This window comes from Candidatus Annandia pinicola (genome assembly GCF_020541245.1).
In the GTDB taxonomy this organism is placed as follows: domain Bacteria; phylum Pseudomonadota; class Gammaproteobacteria; order Enterobacterales; family Enterobacteriaceae_A; genus Annandia; species Annandia pinicola.
On the sequence record NZ_CP045876.1, the window covers coordinates 90,572 to 102,806 of the forward strand.

Sequence of the window (12,235 nt, forward strand, 5' to 3'; positions counted from 1 at the left end):
TAATTAATATTTTCTTTAAAATAATTTTTTTGTCCAACCTAATTTAGATATTAAAATTTTAAAATAATCATAACTATTAGGATGAATAAAATTTAAAAAATTATTTCTACATTCTATTAAAATATCCTTATTTGAATTAATTGGTACTATAATTTGATTATCAAATATTATTTGTAAATTTTTATAATTTTTATTAAATTTAATTCTTATTCTATTTTTATTAGATATAATTAATGGTCTTGAAGATAAAGTATGTGGAAAAATAGATATTATTTCAATTACATTTAAAGAAGTCATAATAATAGGACCACCCATAGATAATGAATATGCTGTTGAACCAGTTGGGGTAGAAATAATTAAACCATCAGATCTTTGATAAAATGCAAATTTTTCATCAATATATACTTTAAATTCTATTATTTTAATTATATTTTTAGAATGCAATATAATTTCATTTAAAGCTGTTCCTATTTTTTTTAAATTATTATATTTATATACTTCCAATAAAAATTTTTTTTCTATTATATAATTACCTGATAATATTAATTTTAGTTTTTTTTTTATTTCTTTAGTATTAATATCAGCTAAAAAACCTAAATGACCTAAATTAATACCAACTATTTTAATATCATATAAATAAAGATTTCTTGAAATACCTAAAATATTTCCATCACCCCCTACTATAATAGCTAAATCGCAATATTTTCCAATTTCTTTTATATTTTTTATATTTTCAGAAAATAATTTAAGTTTTTTAGCAATACGATTTTCAACAAATATTTTATAACCCTTATTTTTTAACCAAATATTTATTAAATTATATATTTTAAAAGTATTATTATTTTCTGGATTTCCTAATATTCCAATATTATAAAAATATTTTTGCATTTAATCTCTATTTTTTTTTAAATATATATATTTTTTTTAAAATTAATAATATATTTATTAATAAAATATTATAATTATTAATCATAATAAGGATATTTATGAATAACAATATTGAAGAAAAAAATAAAAAAAAAATAGAAAACGAAAAAGATAATAAAAAAAAAGATAAAAAAAAAAAAAAAATAGAAAATGAAAATGAATGTTTAAAAAATAAAAATAATAATCAAGAAACAGAAAATACAGAATTATTTTTAAAAAAAAAAATAAAAAAATTAAAAAAAAAAATAATATTACTAACTTCTACTTCTAATGATATTAATTTAAGAGCTAAAGCAGAAGTAGAAAATATGAGACGTAGAAATCAAAAAGAAATAGAAAAAATACATAAATTTGCTTTAGAAGATTTTATGTATGAATTATTACCTACTATAGACAACTTAGAAAAATCTGTAGAAATAGCAAAAAATAATAAAATAAATGATGCAATTATTGAAGGAATAAAACTTACTTTAAAATCTTTTTTAGATACTATTTCAAAATTTGGTGTTGATATCATAGGTAATGTAAATGATAATTTTGATCCTAAGTTACATCAAGCTATATCAATTCAAGAATCAAATGAAATTAAAAATGATAAAATTATTAAAGTAATGCAAAAAGGATATTCTATTAATAAAAGATTATTAAGACCAGCTATGGTTATTGTATCTAAATTTATTGATAAAAAATAAAAAAAATTACCATTTAATAGGTTTAATATTATTATTAACTAAAAAAATATTTGATTTAACAAAATGTTTACATCCAAAAAATCCATAATTAGCTGATAATGGTGAAGGATGTGAAGAAATTAATATTAAATGTTTTTTTGAGTTTATTAAATTTATTTTTTTCTTTGCATGCTCCCCCCATAAAAAAAAAACTACATTTTTTTTATATATATTTATTAATTTTATAACTTTATCAGTAAATATTTCCCAACCTATATTTTTATGAGAAAATTTTTTGTTTTTTTCTACAGTTAAAATAGTATTTAATAATAATACACCTTGTTTAGCCCAATTAATTAAACAACCATTTTTAGGAATATTAAATTCTTTAAAATTTGATTTAATTTCTATATATATATTTTTTAATGAAGGAGTAATATTAATATTATTAGATAAAGAAAAAGCTAATCCATCTGCTTGGTTATATTTTATATATGGATCTTGCCCTAAAATTACTATTTTAATTTTATTAAAATTAGTAAATTTAAAAGCATTAAATATATTTTTTTGTAAAGGATAAATAATTTTTCCATTATAACGTTCTTTATATATAAAATTTATTATTTTATTAAAATATTTTTTTTTTTTTTCTTTTTTAAAAATTTTTTGTCATTGCATTTTTTTAATAATCCTAGTTTATATTAATATATAATTATTAAATTTTAAATTAATTTAATAATTATTTATTATATATCTATATATATATAATAAAAATATTTTTTTTATAATTATATGAAAAATACTAGAAATTTTTCCATTATTGCACATATTGATCATGGAAAATCCACATTATCAGATAGATTTATTCAAATTTGTAATGGATTAACTAATAGAAATACTCCAATTACACAAATGTTAGATTCTATGGATTTAGAAAGAGAAAGAGGTATAACAATAAAAGCAAGAAATGTTACTTTAAATTATTTATCGAAATCTAAAATTATTTATAAATTAAATTTAATAGATACACCTGGACATGTTGATTTTTCATATGAAGTATCTCGTTCATTGTCTGCTTGTGAAGGAGCTATATTATTAATAGATGCTGGTCAAGGAATAGAAGCTCAAACTCTAGCAAATTATTATACTGCTATTGATATGAATTTAACTATTATACCTGTATTAAATAAAATTGATTTACCTTTAATTGAAACAGAAAAAATATTAGAAAATATAAAAAATATATTAAACATAAAAAAAAAAAATATTATAAAATGTTCTGCTAAAACTGGATATGGAGTAGATATTTTATTAGAAAATATTATAAAAAAAATACCTTCACCAAAAGGAAAAACAAATAATAATTTAGCAGCATTGGTTATTGATTCGTGGTTTGATCAATATAAAGGAGTTGTTTCATTAATATGTATTAAAAATGGTAATATTAATAAAGGTGATAAAATTAAATTTATGAGTAATTGTAGTATATATCATGTAGAAAGTTTAGGTATATTTACACCAAAAATAATAAATAAAAATAAACTAAAATGTGGTGATATTGGTTGGATAATATGTGGTATTAAAATCATTGGTGATGCTCCTGTAGGAGATACTATTACTAAATTTGATAAACCTATAAATAAATCATTACCAGGTTTTAAAAAAACAAAACCACAAGTATATGCAGGTTTATTTCCTGTAGATAATAAAAATTATATAAATTTTAAACAAGCATTAAAAAAATTAAGTTTAAATGATTCATCTTTTTTATATGAAAAAGAATACTCTTCTGTATTAGGTTTTGGTTTTAGATGTGGTTTTTTAGGTTTATTACATATGGATATTATAAAAGAAAGATTGGAAAGAGAATATAATTTAGATATTATTATGACTACTCCTAATGTTATATACAAAGTAAAAACAAAAAATAAAATAATTAAAATTGATAGTTCACATAAATTATTATCTATAAAAAATATAGATTCTATATTTGAACCTATAGTTGAATGTCATATATTTTCACCCTTAATTTATTTAGGTCCTATAATAAATTTATGTATAAAAAAAAGAGGAATACAAAATAATATTTTATATCATGGTGAAAAAATAGAAATAATTTATGAAATACCTATGATGGAAGTAATTTTAAATTTCTTTGATAAATTAAAATCTATTTCAAAAGGTTATGCATCTTTAGATTATAAATTTAAATATTTTAAAAAATCTGATTTAGTATGTTTAGAAATATTAATAAATTATAAAAAAATAGATGCTTTATCAGTTATAATTCATAAAAAATTTTCAAGAAATTATGGAAATATTTTAGTAAAAAAATTAAAAAATATTATTCATAGACAACAATTTGATATTATTATTCAAGCATCAATTAATAATAAAATAATTGCACGTAATAATATAAAAAAATTAAGAAAAAATGTTATTTCCAAATGTTATGGTGGAGACATAAGTCGTAAAAAAAAACTATTAGAAAAACAAAAAATAGGAAAAAAAAAAATGAAGTTAATAGGAAATGTATTTTTACCTAAAAAAATATTTTTAACATTACTAAATATAAAAAAATAAAAAATTTTATTTTTTTTATAATTATTATATTATCTAAAATTATATTAATTTATTAAATTAATATAAATTAATTTATTATAAACACAACGTTAAATTATTAAAAAAAATAGTTATAAATTTTTTTATATTATTTTACTTTAAAAAATGTAATATAAGAATAACATTTTTATTAAAAATATTTTATTTTTTTATTTATACTATAAGATCTTTGGAGATAAGATTGCAAAATATAATAGGTTATAGTTTTAATAATAGAAGTTTTTTAAAATTATCATTAATACATAAAAGTTACAGTAATATAAATAATGAAAAACTTGAATTTTTGGGAGATTCTATTTTAGGATTATCAATATCTAATGCATTATTTAGTTTATTCCCTTTTACTAACGAAGGAAACTTAAGCAGGATGAAATCAGTTTTAATACAAAAAAGTACTTTATCTAGTATTGCTAGAAACATTGGTTTACAAAAATTTTTATATTTAGGAAGAAATGAAGTTTTTTTTTTTGGTAGACGTGAATCTTTTTTATCTAATTCAATAGAAGCATTAATTGGTAGTATTTATTTAGATAGCGATATTGAATCAGTAGAAAGAATAATATTATTATGGTACAAAAATTATCTTTATAATATTAAACCTTCAGAAAAAAATAAAGACTCTAAAAGTCGTTTACAAGAATATCTTCAAAAACATTATTTAAAACCACCAAAATATATATCTTATTTTATTCCTGATAAATATGAATTTTATATTGAATGTAAATTCGGTAAGGGTAAAAGTATGATAACTACTGGAATAAGTTATAATAAGAAAAATGCTGAACAAATTTCTGCTTATGGGGCTTTAAAGATAATAAAAGCTTTAAAAAAATAATGTTAAAAAAAACTTATTTTGGTTTTATAGCTATTTTAGGAAAAACTAATTCAGGAAAATCAACGTTATTTAATAAAATATTATCAAAAAAAATATCTATTATTTCACATAAAATAAATACTACTCAGAAAAATATTTTAGGAGTAATTACTGATAATAATTATCAAACTGTTTATATTGATACACCAGGATTATATTTTTTTAATAAAAAAAAAAATAAATACAAAATAAATTATCAAAATGAAATATCATTATATAATATAAATATTATATTATTTGTATTAGACGGTATAAAATGGAATTTATTTGATGAAATTATTTTAAATAAAATTAAATTATTTAATATTCCTGTAATTTTTTTAATAAATAAAATAGATAAAATTAATAAAAAATCATTAATTTTTAATTATATAAAATATTTAAAAAAAAAGATAAATTTTTTATCTATTATTCCAATATCATCTAAAAATGGAACTAATATAAATTATTTATATAAAATTATATTAAAAAACTTATTAAAATCATCACATTATTTTCCATCATATTATTTTACAAGTGAATCACCAAGATCTATTATTAATGAAACTATTCGTGAAAATGTTATTAAAAATTTAAATAAAGAAATTCCTTATAATATTAAAATTGAAATAAATAATTTTGATTATAATAAAAATATAAATATGTATTTTATAGAATCTATTATAATTGTAAAAAACGTAAATCAAAAAAAAATTTTAATAGGTAAAAATGGTTCTAAAATTAAAAAAATAAGTATGAATTCAAGAAACATTATTGAAAAAATATTTAATAAAAAAATATTTTTAAAAATTTTAATTAAAATAAATTTAATAAATAAAAAATAATTTTTTTATAAATTATTTTTTTAATAAACTAAAAAAATGACTATTTTAGGATTAGGTATTGATATAGTATGGATGTTACGCATAAAAAATATATGTATTAAAAAAAGAAATAAATTAGCTAAAAAAATATTAAATAAAAATGAATTTTATAATTACATAAATAATTATAATAAATCATATCGTTTTTTATCTAAAGTTTTTTCTATAAAAGAAGCTGCTTCTAAATCATTAGGTATTGGTATGAGGAATGGATTAAATTTTCATAATTTTGAAGTATATAATAATAAAATTGGAAAACCAAAAATAAAATTTTTAAAATATGCATACTATTTAAAAAAAAAAAAAAAAATAAATAATATTCATACTACTTTAACATATGAAAATGATTATGTATGTTCTGTAGTAATATTAGAATCCTAAAACTATAAAATTAAGATATCTATGATATGATTAAAAAAAAACATAATTATTGGATGAAATATGCAATTTTATTAGCAAAAAGGGCTTTAAAAAAAAACGAAGTTCCTATAGGTGCAATATTAATACAAAACAATATTATAATTGGTAAGGGTTATAATTGTACAATATCATCTAAAGATCCTACATCTCATGCTGAAATTATTGCTATTAGAAAAGGTAGTAAATATTTAAATAATTATAGATTACAAAATTCTATTTTATATTGAACTTTAGAACCATGTATTATGTGTACTGGAGTAATATTAAATAGTAGAATTAATAAAGTTGTTTTTGGAGCTAAAAATAAAAATTATATGAATTTTACAAATTTACTAAACAAATTAAAAATAAAAAATTCTATTAATATAGTAGATGATATATTATCTAAAGAATGTTCTAAATTAATAAATGATTTTTTTTTATCAAAAAGATAAAATATTTATAATATAATAATTATAATACAATTTATAAGGTACTTATGATAAATTATAATAATATATTTAAATATGATAAAAAAATATGGAAAATATTAAAAAATGAAATTAAAAGACAAGAAGAAAATATAGAATTAATAGCTTCTGAAAATTATATTACAAAATATGTTATGGAAATACAAGGTTCACAGTTAACTAATAAATATGCAGAAGGCTATCCCAGGAAAAAGATATTATGCAGGATGTAAATATATAGATAAAATAGAAGAATTAGCAATATATCGTGCAAAAAAAATATTTAAAGCTGATTATGTTAATGTACAACCACATTCAGGATCTCAAGCAAATTTTGCTGTATATAATGCTTTATTAAATCCAGGTGATACCATTTTAAGTATTAAACTAGATCATGGTGGTCATTTAACTCATGGATCATTAGTAAATTTTTCAGGAAAATTATATAATTTTATTCATTATGAATTAAATAATAATAATAGTATTGATTATATAAATATTCTAAAATTATCTTTAAAATATAAACCTAAAATGATAATAAGTGGTTTTTCTTCATATTCAGGATTATGTAATTGGAAAAAAATGCGTATTATTGCTGATTATATTAATGCTTATTTATTTGTAGACATATCTCATATTGCAGGTTTAATAGTATCAGGATTGTACCCCAATCCTATAAATTATGCACATGTTATAACTTCTACTACTCATAAAACTTTATCAGGTCCAAGAGGTGGTATAATATTATCTAAAGGAAATAAATTATCATTTTATAAAAAATTGAATAAGTCTGTTTTTCCAGGAACTCAAGGTGGACCATTAATGCATATAATAGCTTCAAAAGCTATGTCTTTTAAAGAAGCTATGAGTTTAAAATTTATTGAATATCAAATACAAACTATAATAAATTCTAAATTAATGTCAAAAATATTTATATCTTTAGGATATAAAATAATATCTAATGTAACTGAAAATCATTTATTTTTATTAGATTTAAGAAAAAATAATATTACAGGTAATAAAATAGAAATAAAACTAGAATATGCAAACATTATTGTAAATAAAAATATTATCCCTAATGAAAAAAAAAAACATCATATAACTTCTGGAATTAGAATCGGAACACCTGCTATTACTAAAAGAGGGTTTAAAGAAAAAGAAATTAGTATATTAACATTATGGATTCATGATATAATACAAAATATTAATAATTTTGATAAAATTATTAATATTAAAAAAAAAGTAATTAATATTTGTAAAAAATTTCCAGTATATAATTATAATAAAAAAAAACAAAATTTAATAATTAAATAATTTTTATAAAATAATTTTATATTATAAAATTAAATTAGGAATTAAATAATGAAACTACCTATTTATTTAGATTATGCTTCAACTACACCAGTAGATAAAAGAGTTGTAAAAGAAATGATAAAATATTTAGACGTAAATAGTTCTTTTGGAAATCCTTCATCTAGATCACATTCATTTGGATGGGAAGCTGAAAAATCTATTGATAAATCACGTAATATAATAGCTAAATTAATTAATGCTCATTATAGAGAAATTATATTTACATCTGGAGCAACTGAATCAAATAATTTAGCTATTAAAGGTATAGCAAATTTTTATAAGTCAAAAGGTAATCATATTATAACTAGTAGTATCGAACATAAATCTGTATTAGATACATGTCGTCAACTTGAAACTGAAGGATTTAAGGTAACATATATTAAACCTGATATGTATGGATATATATGTTTAGAAAAAATTAAAAAAGAAATTTCTAATAAAACTATTTTAGTATCTATTATGCATGTTAATAATGAAATTGGTGTTATACAAGATATAAAAGAAATTGCAGAATTATGTAAAAAAAAAAATATAATATTTCATGTTGATGCAACTCAAAGTATAGGAAAAATAATAATTGATTTAAATATTATACCTATAGATTTATTATCATTTTCAGGACATAAAATATATGGACCTAAAGGTATAGGGGTTTTATACATAAGAAAAAATCCTAAAATACATATTAAAGCACAAATGCATGGTGGTGGGCAAGAATATGGTTTACGTTCAGGAACTTTACCAGTTCATCAAATAATGGGAATGGGAAAAGCTTGTGAAATATTAAGTAAAGAAATGTTATTAGAAAATATTAGAATTAGAAGTTTATTAGATAAATTATGGAGTGGTGTAAGAAATATAGAAGAATTATATTTAAATAGTGATACTACAACTGGTATTCCTAATATTTTAAATATTAGTGTTAATTTTGTAGAAGGAGAATCTTTAATTATGTCTTTAAAAGATATAGCTGTTTCTTCTGGATCAGCATGTGCTTCTCCTAGTTTAGAACCATCTTATGTTCTTAAAGAGATAGGTCGTGAGGAAGAATTAGCTCATAGTTCAATTAGATTTTCAATAGGAAGATTTACTACCGAAGAAGAAATTGATTATACAATTAATTTATTTAATAAATCGGTTGATAAGTTAAGAAGTATGTCTCCATTATGGGAAGATTTTAAAATTAGAAGCGAAAAATTTGATTGGTTTGTTTCTTAAAAAAAAAGGAATTTTTATGTCATATAGTAAAAAAGTAATTGATCATTACGAAAATCCTAGAAATGTTGGTTCATTAGATAATAATGATCCTAATGTTGGAAGTGGACTAGTTGGTTCTCCATCTTGTGGAGATGTTATGAAATTACAAATTAAAGTTAATAATAAAAATATTATTAAAGATGCTAAATTTAAAACTTATGGATGTGGATCAGCAATTGCTTCAAGTTCTTTTGTAACTGAATTAATAAAAGGAAAATCTTTAAAAGAAGCTGAAAATATAAAAAATATATATATTGTAAAAGAATTAGATTTACCTCCGGTTAAAATACATTGTTCTATATTAGCAGAAAGTGCAATTAAAGCCGCTATAAAAGATTATAAAAAAAAAAAAATAACAAAAATTTAAACATAAATTAATAAGGAAAAAATATGAATTATTTCAAATTTTTTAATTTAAAATCTTTATTTTTTATAAATAAAAAAACTTTATCTCATAATTTTAAAAAATTACAAAAAAAAAATCATCCTGATTTAAATATAAGTAGTTTAGAAAAAAAAAAAATAGCATTAAAAAAAACTACTTTTTTAAATAGAATTTACAATATTATTTACGATAAATTTACTAGAATAAATTATCTATTATTTTTAAATAAAGTTAATATAAATGAAACTATAATTTTAGATAAATATAAGGATTTGGAGAGAAAATTTGAAATTTTTAATTATTTAGATTATTTAAAAAAAAAAAAAAAAATAACAAAAGACGAAATTATGTCATTAAAAGCACTTTATAATTATATATTTTCACAAAAGTTATATTTTTCAAAAAAAATTAATATTAATATTAAAGAAAAAAGATGGTTTAATGTAATAATAATATTTAATAAATTAATTTTTTTAAAAAGAATTGAAGATAAAGCTAATGAAATTGATTTATTAAAAAAAAAAATAATTTAAACAATTTATTTATTTTTTTTTATAAATGAGTTTTTTTTTATCTAAAAATAAAAATATAACATTAGGTATAGATCTAGGAACTACATATTCTTTAGTTTCTTCTATTGTTGATAATAAAATAAAAATATTAACCGATACAAAAGGAAGATTTCTTCTACCATCAATAGTTTTATATAATAAAAATAAAACTATTGTAGGTTGGAAATTATTAAATAAATATTATCAATATCAAGAAAATATATTAAAATCTGTAAAAAGAATAATTGGTATAGATTTTAAAAAAAAAAAATATGATAATTTTTTATATTCTTTAAAATTAATAAACAAAAATTATTTTATTAATACTAATATAGGCTTAATAAACCCTATAAATGTTTATATTGATATTTTAAAAATATTAAAAATTAGAGCAAAATATATTTTTAAAACAAAATATATAAAGGGTATAGTTGTTACAGTACCGGCTTATTTTAACCATGAACAAAGAAATATTACTAAAAATGCTGTAAACATTTCAAATTTAAAATTACTAAAATTATTAAACGAACCTACAGCAGCTGCTATAGCATATGGTGTATATACAAAAATAAATGGTTTAATAGCTGTTTATGATTTAGGTGGTGGAACATTTGATATTTCTATTTTAAAAATTAATTATAATGGTTTTTTTGAAGTATTAGCTACAGGTGGAGATAATTATTTAGGTGGTGATGATATTGATTTATTAATAATATATTGGTTAATAAAAAAATTAAATATAAAAAATATTAATAAAAAAAAAATAAAATATGAACTAAAAATATTAGCTATAAAAATAAAAATAAAGTTGACTTATCAAAATAAAATAATTATAAATTATAATAAAAAAAATATTGAAATTAATAGAAATGATTTAGAATTAATTATTTATCCATTAATAAAACATACTTTATTAATTTGTTATGAAACAATAAAAAGTATCAATGTCAAAATAATAAATATAAAAAAAGTAATACTAGTTGGTGGTTCAACAAGAATACCATTAATTAAAAATAAAATACAAAAATTTTTTAAATGTGATATATTAAACAATATAAATCCAGATAAAGTAGTTTCTATAGGTGCCGCTATTAATGCAAATGAAATTATAAATAAAAACTATAAAAAAAATTTATTACTAGATGTAATACCTTTATCTTTAGGTATAGAAACTATAGGTGGGGTAGTAGAAAAAATAATACCTCGTAATACTAAAATTCCTGTTTCATGTACTAAAGAATTTACAACCTTTAAAGATAATCAAACTACTATGAAAATTAATATTGTACAAGGTGAAAGTGATTTAATTTCTAATTGTAAACATTTAGCTAAATTTATTTTAACAGATATACCTTCATTACCATCTGGAATAGCTCGTATTTTTATAAATTTTAAAATTAATCATAATGGATTATTATTTGTAAAAGCAAAAGAAAAATCTACTGGAATAAAAAAGGAAATAAAAATTTATGATTTATATAAATAATTTTATAAATTTTAAATAAACATTATATTATTATGATAAAAATATTTTTTTTACCACATAAAACTATTTTACCTAAAGGTAAAATAGTTTATCATAGATCAAAAGATAGTATTTTAAATATAGCTTTAAAAAACGGTATTAATATTAATCATGCTTGTGAAAAAGTTTGTGCTTGTACAACATGTCATTGTATAATTAAAAAAGGTTTTAATTCTCTTAATAAAATAAATGAATTAGAAAGTGATATGTTAGATAAAGCATGGAATTTAAATTTTAAAAGTAGATTATCTTGTCAAGCTATAATTTCTGACAAAGATTTAATAATTAAAATACCAAAATATAATATTAATTATGTTAATTAAATTAATTATAAATAT

Annotated in this window: 12 protein-coding genes and 2 pseudogenes; 12 read left to right on the top strand and 2 right to left on the bottom strand. The window is 18.3% G+C overall.

Features of this window, described 5'->3' with window-relative positions; translation table 11 throughout:
* Positions 1–15 precede the first annotated feature (15 nt).
* Positions 16–888 carry an NAD(+)/NADH kinase gene (locus tag GFK87_RS00425; RefSeq protein WP_226799205.1) on the bottom strand — a complete coding sequence of 291 codons (873 nt, stop codon included), beginning with the start codon at positions 886–888 and terminating at the stop codon, positions 16–18.
* A 98-nt stretch (positions 889–986) separates the two neighbouring features.
* Here GFK87_RS00425 and grpE point away from each other — a divergent pair, with 98 nt between their 5' ends.
* Positions 987–1,619: a nucleotide exchange factor GrpE gene (grpE, locus tag GFK87_RS00430; protein ID WP_226799206.1), complete on the top strand. Its 633-nt coding sequence runs from the start codon at positions 987–989 to the stop codon at positions 1,617–1,619.
* Between the two features lie 6 nt (positions 1,620–1,625).
* Here grpE and ung read toward each other — a convergent pair whose 3' ends face one another.
* The gene (ung, locus tag GFK87_RS00435; protein ID WP_226799324.1) at positions 1,626–2,261 is read right to left on the bottom strand and encodes a uracil-DNA glycosylase; all 636 of its coding nucleotides are present in this window, start codon (positions 2,259–2,261) and stop codon (positions 1,626–1,628) included.
* A 129-nt stretch (positions 2,262–2,390) separates the two neighbouring features.
* Between ung and lepA the strand changes: the two genes are divergently transcribed.
* The 11 genes and pseudogenes from lepA (at position 2,391) to fdx (ending at position 12,220) form a co-directional block, all read left to right on the top strand.
* Positions 2,391–4,181: a translation elongation factor 4 gene (gene lepA / locus GFK87_RS00440; protein ID WP_226799207.1), complete on the top strand. Its 1,791-nt coding sequence runs from the start codon at positions 2,391–2,393 to the stop codon at positions 4,179–4,181.
* Positions 4,182–4,401: 220 nt separating this feature from the next.
* On the top strand, positions 4,402–5,055 hold the full coding sequence (gene rnc / locus GFK87_RS00445) for a ribonuclease III (protein WP_226799208.1): 654 nt from the start codon (positions 4,402–4,404) through the stop codon (positions 5,053–5,055).
* Positions 5,055–5,918, top strand: a complete 864-nt coding sequence (gene era, locus GFK87_RS00450; protein WP_226799209.1) for a GTPase Era — start codon at positions 5,055–5,057, stop codon at positions 5,916–5,918. Before rnc ends, era begins: the two co-directional genes overlap by 1 nt.
* A 36-nt stretch (positions 5,919–5,954) precedes the next feature.
* A complete protein-coding gene (gene acpS, locus GFK87_RS00455) occupies positions 5,955–6,338 on the top strand; it encodes a holo-ACP synthase (protein ID WP_226799210.1) in 384 nt (127 codons plus the stop codon).
* A gap of 53 nt (positions 6,339–6,391) precedes the next feature.
* A pseudogene (tadA, locus tag GFK87_RS00460) lies at positions 6,392–6,811 on the top strand (tRNA adenosine(34) deaminase TadA).
* 44 nt (positions 6,812–6,855) lie between these two features.
* Positions 6,856–8,140 (top strand): annotated as a pseudogene (glyA, locus tag GFK87_RS00465) (serine hydroxymethyltransferase).
* A 48-nt stretch (positions 8,141–8,188) separates the two neighbouring features.
* The gene (locus GFK87_RS00470; protein WP_226799211.1) at positions 8,189–9,397 is read left to right on the top strand and encodes an IscS subfamily cysteine desulfurase; all 1,209 of its coding nucleotides are present in this window, start codon (positions 8,189–8,191) and stop codon (positions 9,395–9,397) included.
* A 16-nt stretch (positions 9,398–9,413) separates the two neighbouring features.
* Positions 9,414–9,803 carry a Fe-S cluster assembly scaffold IscU gene (iscU, locus tag GFK87_RS00475; protein WP_226799212.1) on the top strand — a complete coding sequence of 130 codons (390 nt, stop codon included), beginning with the start codon at positions 9,414–9,416 and terminating at the stop codon, positions 9,801–9,803.
* 23 nt (positions 9,804–9,826) lie between these two features.
* The gene (locus GFK87_RS00480) at positions 9,827–10,354 is read left to right on the top strand and encodes a co-chaperone HscB (protein ID WP_226799213.1); all 528 of its coding nucleotides are present in this window, start codon (positions 9,827–9,829) and stop codon (positions 10,352–10,354) included.
* 25 nt (positions 10,355–10,379) lie between these two features.
* Entirely contained in the window at positions 10,380–11,858 is a 1,479-nt protein-coding gene (locus tag GFK87_RS00485; RefSeq protein ID WP_226799214.1) for an Hsp70 family protein, read from the top strand.
* Between the two features lie 32 nt (positions 11,859–11,890).
* Entirely contained in the window at positions 11,891–12,220 is a 330-nt protein-coding gene (gene fdx / locus GFK87_RS00490) for an ISC system 2Fe-2S type ferredoxin (protein ID WP_226799215.1), read from the top strand.
* Positions 12,221–12,235: the final 15 nt, after the last annotated feature.